We start from the raw sequence: 21,126 nt of genomic DNA, 5'->3' as shown, positions 1-21,126 counted from the left end.
TCAATTAGTTTGCATTCTCAAATCCCTCCACATCAATTGATTTATTTGTACTTAATTCATGCAAAATTGTTTCTAATTCAGTGCTTAATTCTTTAAATCGCTCATTGAAATCAGGACTTTCGTTCTTAAATTCCTGCTCCGCATCAATGGCCAATTCATACAATTTTGGAGCTGATATCGTACCTGAAATACCTTTAAAGGAATGCAACATTCTCTCGGCTACATCACGGTCTTTCTCCCTTACAGCATTAAATTCTTCGATAAAATTTACATGATCAACATAGAACCTTTGCAACAATCGTTTGAAAAAATCCCATCTATTGGCAAATCGTTTTACTCCGTCGCTCACATTAATTCCATTGATTTCAGGTAAATTATTTGATGATTCTTGTACTTCAATTATTGGTTTTTCTTTAATACTTATTGGTTTACGCTTACGCCTCTTTTTACCTCTCTGCTTCTCAACCCACTTAAGTATTTTCTTATACACCTGTTCCGGATCAATGGGTTTGGCTATCATATCAACCATACCGGCATTGAGGTATTTCTTCTTAATGCCACCAATGGCATCAGCAGTCATCGCAATTATGGGTAGACTGGCATGGTCTTCCATTTCTAAAATACCTTTGGTCGCATCAAATCCGTCCATCACCGGCATCTGAATATCCATTAATACCAAGTCAAAAAAGTTGGTGCCACCATCGCGCACAGCAGCAATGGCCTCTTCTCCATTAGAAACAACATCAACGCTAACACCTGCCAATTCAAGCAACTCAATACCAATCTGTTTATTTGTCTCATTATCCTCTACCAATAATACTTTTACATCCTCCTGTTCGCGCAATTCATTCAGGTATAATCCCGGTTCTTTTTTACGCCAGGCGGATTTTGTCTTTTCCTTACCAAAAGCCTCAAGGCAAGCATCATGTAATGTTGAGAAGTTTACAGGTTTGATAATCGAGCCAACAGCATTATTTTTCACAAAGGCCTGTAGCTCATTATCATGACCAAAAGCACTAATCAATACAAGGGTTGGTATTTTTTGCGTATTATTAACATATAACTCCTGAACCGCGTGTTTAAACTTATTGCCAGGAATATTCCAATCTGCAATAATTAGATCAATAGCTTCATTCTGCTTGCTTTCGACCAGCTTTATAATAGCTGCATCACACCTTCTGACCAAGGTTACCTTGAACATTAACAATTCAAGCATATCCTTTATAATGGATGATGTTGATGGATGGTTATCTAAAACAAGAACATGCTTACTTTTCAGATCAGGTGGCGGAATAAGCAAATCGCGTTTCTGAGCCTTTTGCTTACCAGCTGTCATTGTAAAGAAGAATGAACTTCCTTCCCCATAAGTACTTTCCACCCAAATACGTCCCCCCATTAATTCTGATAGTCGCTTACAGATGGCTAATCCCAAGCCTGTACCTCCGTATTTGCGTGTTGTTGATACATCGGCTTGTGAGAACGAATCGAAAAGAAATTCCTGTAGCTCTTCTTTGATACCTATTCCTGTATCTTTTACCTCGAACAACAACTCCACTTCGTTATCATCTTCCTGCAATACCAACACACTTGTTACAATCTCTCCAGAGTTGGTGAACTTAATGGCGTTATTTACCAGATTCACTAAAATTTGTGATAAACGCAGTGGGTCGCCGATAAGATTGAGTGGTATATCTGCATGAAGAGCATAAACAAAATCAAGTCCTTTCTCATGAGCTTTATAAGCAACCATATTGCTTAAATCATCAAATACCTGCTCAAGATCAAAGTCTATTCTTTCAATAGCCAATTTACCGGCTTCTATTTTCGAGAAATCAAGTATGTCATTAATAATACCTAACAATGCTTTCGAACTCCCCTGTATTTTTTTCAAATAATCAGCCTGCCCTGGGTTTTCTTCTTTCTCAATGGCTAAATGTGTCCATCCGACTATCGCATTCATAGGTGTCCGGATTTCGTGACTCATTCTGGCAAGGAAGTCACTTTTTGCACGCGTTGCCGCTTCTGCACCGTCTTTCGCTTCCTTTAATAAAACGGCATCCTTCTCTTTAGCAATTGCAATTCCCAAAGTAACAGTATAAGCTCTGAAAATGGCGCGATGCGATTCCACCCATGGCATTCCTTTATCAGTATTACCAAACCCTATAAAGCCCCAAAAGTTATCTCTTGCAAACACAGGCACAACCAATAAACTTTCAAGACCTAATTCGTTAAACAAGAACTGTTCTTCCTCTATAAAATCATCCTTATAACCACTGATATCTTTTTTATCAGATAAGAAGTGGAACCAACGTGAGCCAATCTGACTATATTTTACAGTTTTAAGGCTTTGTCGTTCAATGGGTTTTATTTTCTCTTTATGCCACTCGTAAAGGTGGGTTGCTGTTGGTTGATTATCTCCCTCAGCCTCATCATTTTTAAAGATAAATGAATGATCAACCATAGCACTTTGGGCAACAATCCGCAAGGATTTATGAATTGCCTCATTGGAATCCTGATTAATGATTAGCTCTTTAACAGCCTCGGCTACACCTTCTAAGAATCTATCACGCATCATCACTTCTGAGATAGCCTCTTTAGTGGCTGTTACATCAATCATTACTCCTTGTAAGTAATGTCCACCATCACTTTGCTTCACTGACATTCCTTTTTCGTGCAACCAACGCATTTCGCCACGAACATCGGCAATACGATATTCAACCTCATAAGCATGATTTCGGGTAACAGCCTGCTTAATGGTGTTTAATACACGTTCCCGATCGTTCTCAAAAATAAGGTTTGTAAATGAGTGAACACCATCCAGAAAGTTTTCGGCCTCAAACCCGGTAACCTTAGTAAAACCACTACTAAGGAATAACATGGTTCGACTGTCATCTACCAAACCTGTATATACAATACCCGGTACATTGGTAACAATATTTCGATAGTTCTCGCGGCTTTTCTCTAAATCTCGCAGTGCCTTATTCAATTCCGTTATATCAGTTGAAATACCGCATATCGCCTGAATTTCTCCTCTTTTATTTCTGATCGGGAACTTATTTGACAAGAAGTACCGTTTACCCGCACGAAGCTCAATTTCTTCTTCATACTGGATTGGGACTCCACTATTTATCACTTGCAGGTCTACCTCTCGAGATTCTTCTGCCAAAGTTTTATTAAACAGTGAATCTCCTTTTTTTCCAATAACTTCTTCTTCTTTTAAACCTACTTCCTCACACCAATTTTCGTTTACCAGCGAATAACGACCTTCTAGATCTTTAACATAGATCAGTGCTTTTGAATTATTGATAATATCATTAAGCAAACGACGGTTGTCTTCAATTGCATTTTCGGCATGCCGTCTCTTTCGCTCATCTGATGTAATGGTATAAACGAAAAACCTTAAAACCAATAAACCTGAAACAATTGCTATAAACACCAGAATTACCAGGAAGTTTAAACTCAGTTCTCCCCACTTGGTAAGCATCTGTGACTGTATTAACGATGCCTGTTCAGCTTTTTCCTGAAGAAGTATTGCATTGCTTCTCAATGATTTTTGAACATTCCCTATATTCTGTACAAGATCGATGGTTCTCAGAATGGTTTGTTCGTAATGCCTAAGGTCAGCCCTGAACTGTTTCATATATGTTCTGGCATGAATAATATTTAGCTGATTTTCGATTATAAACGTCAGATTAAGTGTTTTGTCGAACATCCCTTCCAAAGTGTCCCTATTAACGGTTCCCACATTATCAACCCCAATTCTTGTTTGCATGGCACGAATATTCATTAACGAATTGTGTGCCTTATTGTAATTATCTAAAGCTTCCCGTTGTGATTTATTGTTTTCTACCTGTCGCTTATCAAGTAAACTCTGCTGCCTTATTTCCTCATTTTCAATAACTGAGTAAATACTGTCTGATTTAAAAGCCAATGTATTTTTGTATCCGTGTAAAGAGGCATATAGTTTAAAATCTTTGTTAAATGTCGTAATATGATCTAGCATTGGAGCCAGAATCTTTTTTGTTTCAGGGTTGGCTTTTGACTGACTGATTTGTTGCAGGAGACTACTAATTCTATGTGTAAGTGAATCCACATTATTAATCAACGCTGTATCTCCAGATATGATAGCTCGTTTTTCGTTCAGACGGAGGTGATAAATATTATTTTGCAACTGGTTGACCTGTTCTGTACTGGTTACCACATAAGATAATCGCCGTATACCCCGAATACTTAAAAAAGAGACAACAGACATAATCAGAATAATTATAACAAAAGCTATTACCACCTTATTCTGAATTGACTTTGCCATCCCCTTTAAACGAAACTGCCCCATAAATCTTATTATTTCTTAATTATCAGATCATAAATATAACAACAATTTAAGGTCATGAAAAACAGACAGAATATTAAACCCGCAATATGCATTAGAAAATCTATTACACATTGAAATTACTTCAAAACAAGACACTTCGTTTCTTCACTTCAACTCACCAGAACGATGCTATGCCTCGTTTCAGTAAAGCCTTGCTTTATTGCACTTTCAATGTTCATGACGAAGTTCTAATGCATAATCCGGGTTAAAACTAATTTGTTGATTGCCGGAATATAGATGGGTTTGTTATTTTTGATCACCAATACCTGATATCATGACAGATTTGTATATGCACAACAAATTCCTTGCCCTTCTATTGCTATTAGCAATCCCATTTGTTTCTAACAGCCAATCATACACTGAACATCCGAAACATGAAATGCGAGGTGTATGGGTAGCCACTGTTGCTAATATTGATTGGCCAAGCCAGCCAGGCTTACCGGTGAAGACACAAAAAAAGGAAGCTTTAGCGATTATACAACACTGTCAGCAGATCGGGTTAAACACTATTTTTCTGCAAGTAAGGCCTTCAACTGATGTATTATACAAATCTATTTATGAGCCCTGGTCGAAAGTTTTAAGTGGCACCGCCGGAAAGAATCCAAGGTACGATCCGTTGAAGTATTGGATTGAGCAAGCCCATTTGCATGGTCTTGAGTTGCATGCCTGGATCAATCCTTACCGCGCTTCGATGAATCTGAATGACGATTTGCCCAAACTACATCCTTATCATCAAAACCCCGAGATGTTTGTTGAATATGGTGATAAACTATATTTTAATCCGGGACATCCCCAATCCATTACCCACATCAGTAAGGTCGTTAAAGAGTTGGTTGAAAACTACGACATTGACGGACTTCACATGGACGACTATTTTTATCCTTACCCGATAAAAGACAAACAGTTCCCTGATTCTGCAACATACCGGAAATATGGTAAGCAATTTGATGATATTAATGCATGGCGACGCGATAACGTAGATCAGGCCATTCGATCCATTCAGACAACCATTCGTAACACAAAGCCTTGGGTACAATTTGGAGTAAGTCCTTTTGGCGTGTGGCGAAACAAATCTGAAGATCCAAAAGGTTCTGATACTAAAGCCGGAGCCACAAATTACGATGCGCTACATGCGGATATATTGAAATGGATGGAGAATAAGTGGATTGATTATGTAGTACCACAGCTTTATTGGGGAACATCACATCCGGTTGCCAATTACAACAAGCTGGTTGATTGGTGGAATGAAAACCATTACAATGTTCCGGTGTACATTGGCCATGGCATCTATAAAATTGGAAATGATAAACCGGATTGGCAAGATCCTAAACAGTTACCAACACAATTGAAGAATGTTAGACAAAAAGATCATCTGAATGGCAGTGTTTACTTTAGCTACAAGCACTTGCAAAGGGATTTAATGGGATTTCAGGATTCATTGATAAATTATTATTACCAACATCAAGCTCTCGTGCCTCAATTGCCTGGTAATAAGGATACTTCTGAAAATTCCCGAATAATCAGTCTTAAAGCAAATTCAAAACGAATTAAATGGAAAACTGAAGGAGAAAAGAAAGGTTTGTTGCGCAAATACATTGTGTATCGATATAGTCCATTCGAGGCTTTTGATCCTTCAAATCCAGAGTTTATTTACGCTATCAGCTATAATAATCGGTTTAAATTACCCAAAAAGAAGTCGAATCTAAAGAAAGAATATCTGATTCGCGTGGCAAATTTAAATAGCTATAATGCAGAGGGACCATTAAGTGAGCCCGTGCGTATATATTATTAAGATTAAAGAGTTCCTCAATGTCAAAGTGACCTTGTTACAACTTAATTAGGGATTGCTCAGCCAATATAGTTTGCTTAGTAAGAAAGATGGGTTCTTAAAAAATAACATTTGAACAGCATGGAAATCTTTTCTAACTTAAGGCCATTACTAATTTAACCTATACAATATGGAAATAGTTTTAATCGTAGTTGGTGTTATTCTGCTTGGTGCAATCATCTGGCTAATCAGCATTGATGGTTCGTATCATGTGAAAAAGTCCATGAAGATCAAAGCACCGGTAAGTACCGTTTATGATCTGGTATCGGATTATAAAACCTGGAAAACATGGTCACCATGGCTTTGTATGGAACCAGATGCTAAGGTTGACATATCTCAAGATGGTAGAGGTGTTGGAGCTATAAATAGCTGGGTGGGCGACCTGGTTGGTTCCGGCGAAATAGAACATCTTGAATTGAAAGAAAATGAATCTATTAATCAAGAAATTAGGTTTATCAAGCCTTTCAAATCAAAGTCACAAGTGTATTGGACATTTGCCGAAGCGGAAGATGGTTGTGAGCTTAGTTGGGGAATGAAAGGTGTCATGCCATTCTTCTTTAAGTTTATGGCAAAAAAGATGGAACCATGGATTGGTATGGATTACGAAAGAGGTTTAAAGATGATTAAAGACCTGCTTGAAAAAGGTTCGATTGCCTCTGAAGTGAACATTGAAGGAGTAAGTTCTTTGGATGCCTTTGATTTTGTAGCTATTAAAGAAACCTGTCCAATGTATGAAGTTGGTCCGTCGATGAAAGCTACTTTTGGAAAAATCAATGAGTTATGTGGTAACGAATCAATTGAGAATGAGACAGCATTTTCAATTTATCACAAATTTGATTTTACCGATCCTGAGTGTACCTACTCTTCGGGTGTACCAGTAACAAAAGATCTGAACCTTACTGATGGTTTTTATAAAGATTCATACCCTAATATTAAGGCTGTTAAGGTGACCTTTAAAGGTGATTATGAGCACCTGGGAAATGGATGGGCTGCTGCATTTAGTTATTTGAGATATAAGAAACTCAAAATGAACAAAAAGATAGATCCGATCGAAATTTATCTGAATGATCCTACTAAGGAAACTAATCCTGAAAACTGGTTAACTGCGATTTATATTCCAATTAAATAATAAAAGATCTTTGGTCTATAGACTTAAGGTGAAATCGCAAACATTAGCGCAATAAATACAGAATGTTCATCGAGCGAATTAGTATCAGAATATTATCGCTTGATGAACATTTTTCTTTACTGATTCCAGACTATTTTAAAATGCCTTGTTTAATAAGGGTTTGCTCCACATCTTCCATCTCCTTAAAGAATGCTTCGCCATATTTGCGGATAATAGGTTCTTTCAAGAATTTATAAACCGGCACTCCCAACTGACTGCCAAACTCACGTGCCGGATGACAGATAGGCCACGTATGGTAATTAAGCCCTTCAAAATCGGGGTATTTTGTTATACGAATTGGGTACAAATGACACGATACCGGCTTTTTAAAATCAATCAATCCTTCCTGATAGGCTTTATCTATTGCACATTTGCAAATGCCTTTTTCATCAAAATAGGTGTAAACACATTCGCGTCCGTTAATGATGGGCGTTACTTTGTCACCATCTGAATCAATAATCCATTTACCTTGTTTCTCGATTTCTTCAACAGCTTTTTCTGTCAGAAAAGGTTTAACAATTGGATAAATCTCTTCCAGTTTAGTTGTTTCCTCATCCTCAAGAGGAGCTCCTGATTCACCCTCTACACAGCACTCACCTTTACATTTGTCCAGATTACAAACAAATCGTTTTTCAAAAATATCAGTGCTAATTATCTTATCATCAATCTGAATCATTACAACATTTTTTATTGAGTGCTGCAAAGATACAATAGATCATTAGATTTCAGGCATTAAATATAAGTATCAAGTATGGAGTACAAAGTATCAAGACTATTTATATGGTTTATAAATATATACGTCTAACAAGACCCTAATCTTCATTCAAAAGTTAGTTCAATCCAACAAACGACAAAGCAGCAATTGCAATTAGACCTATTAACCAAACAAATCCATACATCATCCAAACCAATGTCATTTTCATAAATGAATTAAACCATTTGCGTTTGTACAGCCTTCTGGCACCTATTACCTGGTAAATAGGAACCAGAAAATACAAGTAGCCAATCCAAGCTGTTGGATAGTTCTTAAAAATAAGGTTAACAGCAATAACAATGGCAGTTATAGTAAATATAAACGAGTGAATATTAAGTGCAAAAATCAAATGACCAATAAAAAGCTTGCGGGTTCTGAAGAACGAAATCCATAAAAAGAAAGCAAAGATGGGCATGAATAAGAACAGTGACCAGGAAGTGAACTGGTACAGCTTATTGATGTATAGCCCAGGATAGTCGCGGATCATTTTTGCCGTTTTTCCATATTTCGATTCATCATTCTCAACACCTTCAACAACTTCTTCTATGGTTGAAACGATTTCATCAACTCCATCTATATCACTGGAATCAATGGCAGCACTATCCAGTTCTGTTTTGATGGCCTCACGTGTAACGACATACACCGAATCATTGCTATGCTTTACTGAATCAGCAATGGCAGTCAATGCTTCAGTTCCGGTTTTAAGTTCCTCTTTGGTGTCATCGTAATTGTTTTTAATTGATTGGTTTGTTACGGTGGACATTAACAAAAACATCACGAAACTAATGAACAAGTAAAAACGAAATGGAGGCATGTATCGCGCTCGCTTCCCTGCCAAAAAATCAAGGGTTAGAAAACCGGGCTTAAATAAAATGGTAACAAGCGTTTTAACCAGTCGCGTATCAAATGTGATAATAGTCCCCATAAAATCAGCTATCATAAAGCGTATGGGACGTTCAAGTTCTTTCACCGATTGACCGCAATTTGAGCAGTACTTCCCTGTGAATTGATGGTCACAGTTTTTACACCTGATCAATTCTTGAGGGCTGGGATTTGATTCGTTCATTCGTTAAGTAAATGGGTTTAGACAATCAGCTTTAAAGATATACTGTTTTATCAATACTCCATTGGGAACAGTCTAAAAATAACAAAGTACCACTAATCTTTCATGGGAACGAGTTACAAATAACTAAAGACCTACAACATTTTATTCAGTACTACTTACTAATGATTGGGAACCACACATATTTCATTGAGGACCACAAATATTCCATTCGGGACCATCTGAAAATGACAGGGAACCTTTTGCATTTCATTCAGGACCACCTGAAAATGATTGAGGACCACTATTTTTTCATTCAGGGCCATAAATTTCTCATTTAGTGCCAATGCTTTATAAGAATAGAATTGTTGTTTATGATTTGATTAAGGTTACCAATGAAATAATATTGAAGCACGACTACTTAAGTCATTTTAGCAACCCTTATTAATTGCTATATTTGCTCGAATTTTTTACCCTTGCTTTATGAATAAGCTTAAGCCAATCATGTTTGTTGGCACTTGCTCCGATGCTGGTAAAAGTGTTATCAATACGGGATTTTGCCGAATTGCCTTACAAGATGGTTATCATCCGGCACCTTTTAAGGCACAAAATATGTCCTTAAACAGTTATGCAACGCCCGAAGGTTATGAGATAGGACGGGCACAGGCTACCCAAGCTGAAGCATGCCGAATTGCTTGTCACACCGATATGAATCCTGTGCTGTTAAAACCCAGCGGTGAGATGATGTCGCAGGTGATAGTCAATGGAAAACCGATAGGTAATCGTTCGGCATATGAGTATTTCCGAAAAGATGACAATAAACAATTGTTTGATGAGGCATATGCTGCCTTTCAACGCCTGAAAAACCATTACTCACCTGTTGTATTAGAGGGAGCCGGTTCAATTTCAGAACTTAATCTGAAAAAGCGAGATATTGTTAATATGCGAATGGCACAACGTGTTGGTGCCGATGTATATTTGGTTGCTGATATTGATAAAGGTGGTGTTTTTGCGAGTGTGTATGGCTCCGTTATGCTACTGAGTGAAGAAGAACGAAGCTTTATAAAGGGCATCATCATTAATAAGTTCAGAGGCGATGTACGCTTATTCGATGAAGGCAAGCAGATTATCGAAGACTTAACAGGCATACCTGTGGTGGGGGTAGTACCTTATTTTAAAGATATCTACATAGAAGATGAAGACTCGGTGGTACTTGATTCAAGAAAGAATAAAGCAGTCGAAAACAAGGTGAATGTGGCTATTGTAAAATTGCAACAAATGTCGAATTTCACAGACTTTAATGCATTGGAATTTGATAAGCGTAACCACGTTTTTTATTCTGATGATGTCAGCGAGATAGGAAAGGCCGATATAGTTATTTTACCTGGTTCGAAAAGTACGATTAAGGATCTGGAATTCATTAAAAGCAAGAGTATACCAAAGCAACTTCACCAAATGCATCAGGAAGGGAAAAGCATCATTGGTATTTGTGGTGGCTACCAAATGATGGGTGTTAGCATAAGCGATCCAAATCATATCGAAGGAAGTATTGACAAAACGCAAGGTTTAGGACTGTTGCCAATGGAAACCACTATTACCAGGGAAAAGACAACCGTTCAACAACAATTTTTCTTCCTGAAGAATAAAACATTATGCGAAGGATATGAAATACACATGGGGCAAAGTAAAAGATTGAAAGAAGCCGAACCATTGGTCACCACAACAGACGGGCAGGAAGATGGCATTTACATCAATGAGAAATGCTGGGGAACATATATGCATGGAATATTGGATAATCAAGTAGTCATTAACAGTATACTGGCGCCATATACCAATCAACAAGGAAAAGACTTCTCCTACCGTGAATTTAAAGATCAGCAATATGATCGATTAGCCGATCACTTACGTCAACATATTAATATCAATGCCATATATGAAAGCGCAACTATCTACAGTAAATAAGAGCGGTTGTTTTGACCATGGCAACGATGGGTATCGTTTTCATCATAAAATAAAGGCTGATTTCAGTACGAACACCTGGTATCTGGGACCTCACCCTGACCTCGTTGAGTTGCTCCGAAAGGAAATAGGTGATATCGCGTCATATCCCGAACTACAAAGTGAGTCATTAACAGCCATGTTGGCCGATTATCATCATCTGGCGAACGATCAGGTATTAGTTTGCAATGGTACGGCTGAAGGTATTTTTTATATAGCTCAGGCTCATGGAGGAGCTTCTAGTCGCATCATCACCCCAACATTCTCTGAATATGAGCATGCCTGTCAAACCTATCAACATCAAATAAGCTTTTGTGGAGCAAACTTTGTATCAGAAGGTATGTATACCAAAACAGATATTTTTTGGTTGTGCAATCCCAATAATCCAACAGGGCAGTTATTTTCAAAAGAGCTACTTATTGATTTATTGAATAATAACCCTCAGACACTTTTTATAATTGATGAAGCCTACGCTGATTTCTGTATTGAAGATATCTCTATGGTTCCGTTCATTGGTAAATATAAAAACCTGCTTATACTAAAATCTTTAACTAAAAATCACTGCCTGCCAGGTCTGCGATTGGGGTATATATTAGGGCACCAGCAGAGGATTAAAGAGCTGGAAAACATAAGACCACCTTGGTCTGTTAACTGTCTGGCATTAAAAGCGGGTGAATTTGCATTGAACCATCGGCTTATTTCAAACGAAGAATTAATACAATACCTTGGTTTAGCGCGAGACCTGAGATCTGAGTTGGAATGTATTAATGGCATTGAAACCTTTCCGACGTCAACAGGCTTTTTTCTTTTAAAAACACCAGCGCCTGCAGCCGAATTAAAACATATCCTGATTGAGGAATATGGTTTGCTTATTCGTGATGCTTCTAATTTCAGAACTCTTAGTGATTACCATATTCGATTGGCAACATTAAGCCGTGAAGAGAATAAGCTCCTGATCAAGGCTTTTAAAACCATTTTTCAATAATGGATAAGCAGGCAATTATAACTATAATAGCTGTATGCATGGCCTACCTCCTCGACCTGCTTTTGGGTGATCCTGTGAAATTACCACATCCTATTGTTTATTTTGGAAAAGCTATATCCCAGGCCGAGAAGAGAATGAATAAAGGTAAAAACCGATTATTCAAAGGGGCAATGAGCAGTATAATTCTGATTCTGACTGTTTTTTGCCTGTTTTTCTTTTTAATGACATGGGCATGGAAATTATCTCCCGTAATTTATCTATTCCTGACTTGCCTTTTCTTCTTTTACGGTATTGCCAATAAAACACTCATCAAAGAAGGCAAAGATGTATTCAAGGTATTGGAGAAGAATGGCCTTGATGCCGGTCGAAAACAACTAAGCAGAATAGTTGGTCGTGACACTTCACAATTGAATGAGCAACAAATAAAAAAGGCAACTTTGGAAACTATGGCGGAAAATTTGAGTGACGGTGTGGTGGCTCCCATTTTCTGGTTTGCTTTGCTGGGCATACCAGGTATGATGGCCTATAAGATGGTTAATACACTCGATTCGATGATTGGTTATCAAAACAATCGATACCTTTTGTACGGACGAGTAGCTGCTTACATTGATGATGCAGCCAACTATATACCAGCCAGACTAACCGCTTTATTAATGGCAGCAGGAGCATTCTCATCGCGTGCTATATTGTTTATTTTTAAATATGGTCACAAACATAGCAGCCCCAATGCCGGATATCCTGAAGCAGCATTAGCAGGAATTCTGAATGTTCGTTTTGGAGGGCCAAATGTATATCACGGACAATTAATCGACAAACCATATATTGGATACGACAATCGCCAGCTATTATACAGTGACGTTCAAACAAGTGCACGAATAAATCACCTGGTATGTACTGTCAGCATTATCCTGACAATGGCAATCAATTATTATTTATAAGATGATAAAATTAGAGAATCTAAATATTGAGCCGCTTCATCGCGAATTGGAAGAACAATTACAATATAAAATAGATCAAAAAGCCAAGCCAATTGGTTCTTTGGGCCAAATGGAGGAGATTGCACTACAAATTGGGTTAATACAAGGAAGTATGTCTCCTAAGCTCACAAAGCCTGTCATGTTGACGGTAGCAGCCGACCACTGTATCTGCGAAGAAGGTGTCAGTCCTTGTCCTATAGAAATCACCTGGCAACAATGTCTTAATTTTCTAAACGGGGGTGGTGGTATCGGGCTATTTGCAAGTGAATATGGCATGGACCTGAAAGTAGTTGATGCGGGCGTTAATTATGATTTCAAGCCACACCCTAAGCTAATTGATGCAAAAATTCGAAAAGGTACACGTAACTTCCTGAAGGAACCTGCTATGACCTTGAAGGAATGCTTACAAGCAATAACTAACGGACGACGAATAATAGCACAACTCGCTGACGAAGAAAGTAATGTCATTGGATTTGGTGAGATGGGCATTGGTAATACTTCTCCGGCATCAGCATTGCTGTCAGTTTATACAGGGTTGAGTATTGAAAAAAGTGTTGGGCCTGGTTCGGGTTTAAGCAAAGATGGCGTAAAGCACAAGGCGAAGGTAATTAAAGAAGCAATTGAAAAACACGGTATCTCTGATGATCCGATTGAAAACCTTGCCCGTTTTGGGGGGCTTGAAATTGCTACCATAGCAGGTGGTATGTTGGAAGCAGCTGCTCGCCGTATGGTGATAATTACGGATGGTTTTATTACAACTTCTGCATTATTAGCTGCTCATGCCATTAATCCACGGGTAGTTGATTATGCCTTTTTCTCGCATCAGTCTCAGGAACAAGGTCACAAATATATGGTTGACTTTATGAAAGGTCATCCTATACTTGATTTAGGTTTTAGATTAGGAGAAGGAACCGGAGCAGCTGTTGCTTATTCGATAATTAAAGGTAGCGTGGCTATGTTCAATAAAATGACTTCATTTGATGAAGCAGCCATCTATAATACGGCTAATGATGATATTCGAATTGAGGAGTAAGATTCTTCTTATTAATGGATAAAAACCAAAGAGGCTGTCCAAATGGACAGCCTCTTTTCTTTCTCATTATTTAGGTCCCTCACCATAGTTAGGGTTACTCTTATCAAACCACAAACGTTCTGTATTTAATGTTCCAGGATCGTTTGTACCTGTGGTAAAGCCCTGAGCGTCGATACCAGCTTTCTTATTAGCATAGTTCAAGTCATCTTCAGTTGGCTCACCAACAACAAATCTACGTGGGATAGTCATTTCTGCTCCGGAAGCTAAGAATGATTCCCATGGTAAATAAGCACTACCTTTCTTAGGAATACCTGAGCGACGAACAGTTGTCCAGATGTCTCCAGGTGTATTCATAAAGTTGATATACTGTTGAATATATACTTTTTCAAGTCCATCAACTGCTAAATCACAAATTGGTAAAGCCAATAGATCCGTAATTTCGTTAGATCTTAATTTAGTAGCTGCTGCTTCCGCCTCAATTGGATCAGTATATACAGGATCAGAATCGTAATAAGGCAATTGATTATTCTTTGCTAATGCATCTGCTCTTAATATTGACAATTCTACACCCTTATTGAAGTATTCCTGAGCTGTTAATGGCAGTGTTGCACCTAACAACTTAAATTCTGCTAAATACAAGTTTGTTTCAGCTGCACTTCCTAAAACTACATTTAAAGGAGGATCATTATCCTTCAACTCGATAATACGACCACCTGGTTTAGTAGGGTAGGTATAATCATAAGTTGTTCTTGTTACTTTTTCATTAAACAATGAAGTAGCTGAATAAGATTTTTCAACACCATCCATTGTGATACGGTAAAGAACACCTTGGTTGAAATAGATATCATTATCTCCGTCAATTGTGGCATCTGGTGAAATAGGAGCACCGTGGAAACGTACCCATGGCTCACCTGGTGCTTTCCAGCTATCGAAATTACCGTCACCATCAAAATTAACGTACTGCTCAACATAAGGAGGTAAATCTTTACTTACATCAACAAAGGCTTGAACCACTTCGGCATTGAAATTATTTTTCTTGAAATGGAAACGAACTCGCGGATCTTTATTGCTGATTAAGAAATCAACAAGAGTTTTATTACCATATCCAATCCAAAAACCATTACCTGTTCCATGATATTTGATTCCTCTGTGATAAACGAAGTCATCAGACAAATCATTCATATAACCCACTGAAGAATTAGCAACCTCTTCCGCAATATCAAGTGCCTTACTTCTGTCGGCATTAACAAGACGCGCTGCTATTTTCAACTTAAGCAAATTGCAAAACTTGGCCCATTTTGAATAATCTCCACCGTAAACTAAATCCTGCTGACCTAAGGTAACTTGACCTTCAGTATCCTCAAGAACTGCAATAGCAGCATTTAATTCACTTAACCAGGTATTAAATAACTCTTCTTGGGTATCCATCTTTGGGGTTAACAAAGGAGGATTTGTAAAGGGTGCCATTACCGCTTCTGAATAAAAGATTGATCCTTTATTATCAATATTCGTGATAGCTGGCTGAATCTGCATTGCATAAGAAATTGCCTTTAAAGCCTGGTGAATTGCGTTATCTTCTTCAGGCAAAGCATCAACTCTGAACTGAATATCACGTGTTTGACGCATCAAATCACCATATAATCCCTGACCACCTGAGTAAGCTCCCATTTCATGAAAAGCCGGGCCATTACCGCCTTGGGTGGTTGTCACCTGAGTCCAAGGGTAAATATATTGGAAGTTATCGTAGAACCAAGTTGTATAATCGTTATTATACATTTGTTGGATTGCTTTCGTGGCCGAGAACCTTAAATCCGGTTCAGACAAAGTTGCCGGGTTGGTATTTATTTCGGCGAATTCATCTTTATCACACCCATATGCTATAAATAGCATCAAGGCAAATATTACTAAATATATACTTTTCATAGTCTTCTCTTTTTAAATTAGAAATCAAGTGATACCGTGAATGTGTAAGTTGCCGTATAAGGTGTCATTGAACGCTCAAGGAATCCCATACTACTAGATGTACCACGGAAACTTTCAGGATTCAAATTGTTTGGAAGTGAATTGTACAAGTATCCAAGGTTACGTGCATTAAACGCTACATATACATTCTGTGCTTTGATTTTCTCAGCGAATGACTTTGGTAAGTTATAACCAATTGAAATATTACGTAATGCTATATATTTCACTTCACTAAACCAGTCATCATTAACAGTACCTCGACTCCATGAGTTATTAAAGTAAGTATTAAAACCCGCATGTGTAGGTTCAACATAACCGGCATCATAAGCCTCTTGATACGTCATACCACCTACATCTACAGTAGAACCATTAGGTGCTGTTACAGTCTGACCCTCTTTAAAAATACCATCAGGAATCATACCATCATTATAAGTTCTACCTTGCGTATCTGCATATCCAGATGTCCAGGTCATACCACCATGAGAAGCATCACGATATTTCAATGATGTTTCCATCCATCCGTATGATGTACCATATTTGTTACTGTATGAACCAATATGACCACCGAAACGAGCATCTAATAATACTGAAAGAGAAAGTCCCTTATATGTAAACTCATTGTTCCATGATCCTTCAAAGTCTGGTTGAAGTTTACCTACTTTCTGTACTTCGTAACTTCTTTCATAATAAGCTCCACGACGTGAATCACTCCAGTTCAACACTTTCATTCCGTTACGAGGATCGTTGGCATCATTTTCGTTATTCCATTCAAGTGGCTTGGTATCACTCATTAGAACACCATATTCTCCACCATCGTAGGCTACTGAACCAATTCTAAAGTTACCATAATTCACATATCCATCCAATGTGCGGTACTCTCCATAACTCTCATGTAAATCAGTTACCGTAGTTGTATTATTCCAATAATTGAATGTGGTTTTCCAACTAAAGTTGTGCGTCTTAAGAGGAGTTGCATCAACAGACAATTCAATACCCTCATTTGTTAAAGTACCAACGTTAGTAATTAAACCTCCACTTAATCCACTCTCTCCTGGTAGTGGCACCTGGCCAATTTGCTCAGTAATAGTTTCATCATACCATGCAAAATCAACTCCCAAACGATTATTAAAGAAACGAACATCAAAACCTGCCTCAATCGAGTTTTTACGCTCTGGCTTAATGTTTGGATCTACAATTCTATCCGGCATTTTATTAGCATAGATATTTCCACTATCTAATTCATAGTTTTCAATGCTATAACCTGTATTGATATAGTATGGACTTGTATCATTACCTACTTGTGCCCAAGACAAACGTAACTTACCAAATGATACCCATGATGGCATATTCAAGGTTTCGCTGAATATCCATGATGTACTTACTGATGGATAGAAGTATGAGTGGTTACCAGTTCCATCAGTATAAACTAAAGCTGTTGACCAGTCATTACGACCCGTAATATCTAAATAAAGCTGATCTCTCCAACCAAAATTAGCCAGGAAGTATAAAGAATTAATCTGTTTTGTATCAAAAATCTTTGCTTCTGATAACAACGCTTTTTTCGAGTTGCCCATAAAGAATTGTCCAGGAACGATCAGACCACCGTCTGTGCGTACTCGTGAATATGACTTTTCCTGATCCCAGATTTCACCACCTAAAATAAGATTTGTTGAAATCTCATCTGTTAATTGGCGATTAATATTAAAGTTTAACTTACCAGTGCGGCTTACATCAACAGTATGGTTTATTTCATAGTAACCACCTTCATTTGCATAACCTTGTCCTAAATCTTTCTGTTCATAAGCAATAGAATAGTGATTCATATTACCTTCTGCTGTAACAGTTAACCACTTAGCTAGATCTGCAGTTAAACGAACGATCGGACGAGTTACCTGCTCTGTACGTTGACTTTCATTTAAGTTGTAGGCAAACCATACATTATTACCTGGTACACGTGCAAAATCATCACCATAAGCACTACTTGGAGTACCTCCATGAGGAGCCTGATAAACTTCACGTTTATTCCATTTGTTAGTATCATACCAGTTAACCCAGTCTCCTAACACAAAACGTCCACCCAGGTCATTACGTGGGTTTTTAGGAACAGATGTTGTAAATGAAATAGAAGCATCTGCCTTTAACCATTTTGCCAGCTTATATGAACCAGAAAATTGCAATGCGTTTCTTGTAAACTCATTTGATGGGAAAATACCAGTACGCTTCTGATATGAATCAGACAGGTAGAATGTTCCTTTATCATTTCCACCACTAAGAGCAATAGAAGTATTACTGTTAAAACCAGTTTCATAAGCATCCATCATATTATCTTTAGCTGGACTGTATGTAGTCATGGTTCCATCATAATCAATTATCTCGCGGCCGTCATACTTTGGTCCATAACCAGCCCACTCCCATGGATGTCCTTGTTTGGTTGGAACTCCATCTTCATTTGTATAAAACTGGTTAGTTGAGAAACGGTAGTAATCACCATTTTCATCTTTCTCACCATAGTTAGTGTAACCTGGCAATGCTCCTGGTCCGTATTCATACTGAATATCTGGTTGATTATATACATGGTCGATACCAAAAGATTGAGTTACTCGAACACCTAATCCCTTTTGACCTGTACCATCTTTTGTTTTGATAACAATGGCACCATTGATACCACGAGAACCATATAAAGCGGTTGCTGCCGCACCCTTCAAAACTGAAACGGACTCAAAATCATCCGGGTTAAGGTTTTTAAGGATATTACCAAAGTCATTCGAACTTCCTGCCCAATCAGCATGTGCTGTCGAAACAGTATTTTCAACTATAACACCATCAATTACAAAGATTGGGTTGTTGTTATTAGAGTTCATCACGGATACTCCACGAATCTGAATTTTCTGGTTACCGAATAAACCACCATCAGATTGTCCGATTGATAAACCTGCTGCTTTACCTTTCAAAGCGTCTACTGCCGTTACTGTGTTTACCGATGATATTTCATCACCTTCAACATCAGTCATCGCAAAACCAAGTTTCTTAACCTCACGCTTAATACCAAGGGCTGTAACAACAACTTCGTCCAAACCTGTTGCTTCCTCCATTAAAGTTACATTGATCTGACGAGTTCCTCCAACAGTAATTTCCTGATCATCAAAACCGATAAAAGAGAAAATGAGTACATCTTCTGGTGAATCAACCTCAATTGAATAAGTTCCATCGATACCGGTAATTACACCATGCTGAGGGTTTGTTTTCTCATAAACATTTACACCTGGCAGTGGATCGCCGTTAGCATCAACAACTTTACCGGTAATTTTAATAGTTTGTTGCATTGTTGTATTATTATCTTCAACTATTGCTGATAAAACAACATGCTTTTCGATCATAGAATATCTAACCTGATCGTTATTGAATAAATCATTCAGTAAACGATCTAAATCCTTATTGTTAGCATCAACCGTAACTGCTTTATTCACGTCGATATTGCTATCACTATAAATAAAAGTCACATCGGTTTGCTTTTCAATTTCTTCCAGAACCTCTTTTAAGGTTGCATTTTTTAAGTGTAAATTTACTTTTGTGTTTTGCGAGTAAACACTTGCTGAAACCTGCAGTGTTCCTACTAAAATTAACAAGGATAGTAGTTTCATAAACCTTATGGTTTTAATGTGAGAAGAATACCATCTCCTTACACAGATTTTTTCTGCATTTTTTTTCATAATTTTGTAATGAAGGTTAATAAATATCCAACTACTAATTGGATGTTTAATTTTTTTAATCAGGAGCATGTTGGCGCATGTTCCTGTTTTTTTCATCTCATAGATAATTTTTCTACATAGGCTTCTATTAATTATTTATTATATCAATATAAACATCTTCTCCTTTAATCTTATATTCCATTGGTTGGGCTAACTTCATAATACTAAGTAATTCACTTAAGGATTCTGTTTTTACTGTAAATGTAAATCGCTCCTCTTCGAACTGTTGTGCATTCGACAAGTGAATATTAATGCCATACCAATAGTTGAGTTTTTCGATTACTTCAGGTAATGGAGTATTATCAAACTTGAGAACATTATCTTTCCAACAAATACTATTTCTAACACTCTTTTGAATTACCTTTAATTCGTTTTTAACGTTATTTGCAACAGCCAGTTGGCCCGGATTTAAATCAACTTGTTTTCCATTTAATAAGGTAACCTCTACTTTCCCCTCTAATAATGCAGTCTCAGTCTGGTCATTTGAGTCGTATGATCTAACATTGAATTTAGTCCCAAGTACCTTAACCTCACAATCCTTTGTAAGTACTTTAAATGGCATTTCGGCATTATGAGCTACATCAAAGAAAGCTTCTCCTTCAATGGTTACATCACGATTTTGTTTACCGTAACCAGTATTATAACTTAAAACAGAAGCTGAATTCACCCATACTTTGGTACCATCCGGAAGTACAATCTGGCTTTTTTCTCCGCTTGGAACAATTGTCTGTACAACTAAATTATCATCATACCCTTGGTTATACACATTTAGTCCAACAAAAACACCGGCAACAGTTAGCATTACAATTAATATAGCAGCGACTGACTGCCAGATTCTCAATGAGCGTTTTAGTTGTGAACCAACATTTGTTGATACATGCTTTACCTGAAGTTGAAACTTTTTCCACTCGGTGCTTGTATTTGCTACCTTATTAGCATTTACAATACTTGCTTCCCAAATATCTTTAGTTTCTGCATAAAATCTGGCATTAGCCTCACTCTCTTGTACCCATTTGACTAAATCACCGGTTTCTTCTTTTGATAATTTACCCTCAAGGTATTTTATTACTCTATTTGTATTGTCGGTTAGTTCCATTGATATTTGTTGTTCACTGCTTAGACACAAAATCGAATAAACACCCTACCTCTACTTTGATATTTTTTTACACTTTTTTACAAATACAATCATACTCACCTCAATTATAAATACTTATCCCCACATTAGAATGTAAATATAATTGAAGAAATAGATGTACAA

Annotated in this window: 12 protein-coding genes; 6 read left to right on the top strand and 6 right to left on the bottom strand. The window is 37.5% G+C overall.

What is annotated here, in order from left to right:
* Positions 1 to 4: 4 nt before the first annotated feature.
* Positions 5 to 4,333, bottom strand: coding sequence for a response regulator (locus tag AC4MRQ_RS08335; RefSeq protein WP_491197205.1), 4,329 nt, complete (start codon positions 4,331 to 4,333; stop codon positions 5 to 7).
* Positions 4,334 to 4,646: 313 nt separating this feature from the next.
* On the opposite strand from AC4MRQ_RS08335, the gene AC4MRQ_RS08330 reads away from it, so the two are divergent.
* Entirely contained in the window at positions 4,647 to 6,164 is a 1,518-nt protein-coding gene (locus AC4MRQ_RS08330; RefSeq protein WP_491197204.1) for a glycoside hydrolase family 10-like protein, read from the top strand.
* Positions 6,165 to 6,330: 166 nt separating this feature from the next.
* Entirely contained in the window at positions 6,331 to 7,329 is a 999-nt protein-coding gene (locus AC4MRQ_RS08325) for an SRPBCC family protein (protein ID WP_491197203.1), read from the top strand.
* A gap of 130 nt (positions 7,330 to 7,459) precedes the next feature.
* Here AC4MRQ_RS08325 and AC4MRQ_RS08320 read toward each other — a convergent pair whose 3' ends face one another.
* Together AC4MRQ_RS08320 and AC4MRQ_RS08315 are read right to left on the bottom strand one after the other, a co-directional pair.
* Positions 7,460 to 8,044, bottom strand: coding sequence for a DUF3109 family protein (locus AC4MRQ_RS08320; protein WP_491197202.1), 585 nt, complete (start codon positions 8,042 to 8,044; stop codon positions 7,460 to 7,462).
* 154 nt (positions 8,045 to 8,198) lie between these two features.
* Positions 8,199 to 9,092, bottom strand: coding sequence for a DUF3667 domain-containing protein (locus AC4MRQ_RS08315; RefSeq protein WP_491197201.1), 894 nt, complete (start codon positions 9,090 to 9,092; stop codon positions 8,199 to 8,201).
* A gap of 555 nt (positions 9,093 to 9,647) precedes the next feature.
* Here AC4MRQ_RS08315 and AC4MRQ_RS08310 point away from each other — a divergent pair.
* From AC4MRQ_RS08310 to cobT, 4 genes are read left to right on the top strand one after another with little or no spacing between them, the layout of a single operon-like run.
* Positions 9,648 to 11,126, top strand: a complete 1,479-nt coding sequence (locus AC4MRQ_RS08310; protein ID WP_491197200.1) for a cobyric acid synthase — start codon at positions 9,648 to 9,650, stop codon at positions 11,124 to 11,126.
* Complete coding sequence (locus AC4MRQ_RS08305; protein ID WP_491197199.1) at positions 11,098 to 12,147, top strand: pyridoxal phosphate-dependent aminotransferase; 1,050 nt, start codon at positions 11,098 to 11,100, stop codon at positions 12,145 to 12,147. Before AC4MRQ_RS08310 ends, AC4MRQ_RS08305 begins: the two co-directional genes overlap by 29 nt.
* The gene (gene cbiB / locus AC4MRQ_RS08300) at positions 12,147 to 13,085 is read left to right on the top strand and encodes an adenosylcobinamide-phosphate synthase CbiB (RefSeq protein ID WP_491197198.1); all 939 of its coding nucleotides are present in this window, start codon (positions 12,147 to 12,149) and stop codon (positions 13,083 to 13,085) included. The genes AC4MRQ_RS08305 and cbiB overlap by 1 nt, the downstream gene beginning before the upstream one ends.
* A 1-nt stretch (position 13,086) precedes the next feature.
* Positions 13,087 to 14,157, top strand: coding sequence for a nicotinate-nucleotide--dimethylbenzimidazole phosphoribosyltransferase (gene cobT / locus AC4MRQ_RS08295; RefSeq protein WP_491197197.1), 1,071 nt, complete (start codon positions 13,087 to 13,089; stop codon positions 14,155 to 14,157).
* A 66-nt stretch (positions 14,158 to 14,223) separates the two neighbouring features.
* Here cobT and AC4MRQ_RS08290 read toward each other — a convergent pair whose 3' ends face one another.
* The 3 genes from AC4MRQ_RS08290 to AC4MRQ_RS08280 form a co-directional block, all read right to left on the bottom strand.
* Complete coding sequence (locus AC4MRQ_RS08290) at positions 14,224 to 16,080, bottom strand: SusD/RagB family nutrient-binding outer membrane lipoprotein (protein ID WP_491197196.1); 1,857 nt, start codon at positions 16,078 to 16,080, stop codon at positions 14,224 to 14,226.
* Positions 16,081 to 16,097: 17 nt separating this feature from the next.
* Positions 16,098 to 19,760: a SusC/RagA family TonB-linked outer membrane protein gene (locus tag AC4MRQ_RS08285; protein WP_491197195.1), complete on the bottom strand. Its 3,663-nt coding sequence runs from the start codon at positions 19,758 to 19,760 to the stop codon at positions 16,098 to 16,100.
* Between the two features lie 196 nt (positions 19,761 to 19,956).
* Positions 19,957 to 20,964, bottom strand: coding sequence for a FecR family protein (locus AC4MRQ_RS08280; protein ID WP_491197194.1), 1,008 nt, complete (start codon positions 20,962 to 20,964; stop codon positions 19,957 to 19,959).
* Between the last annotated feature and the right edge of the window lie 162 nt (positions 20,965 to 21,126).

This window comes from Carboxylicivirga sp. (assembly GCF_982718395.1).
The sequence above is the reverse complement of the archived record's forward strand: the minus strand, read 5'-3'. Positions and strand labels throughout refer to the sequence as shown.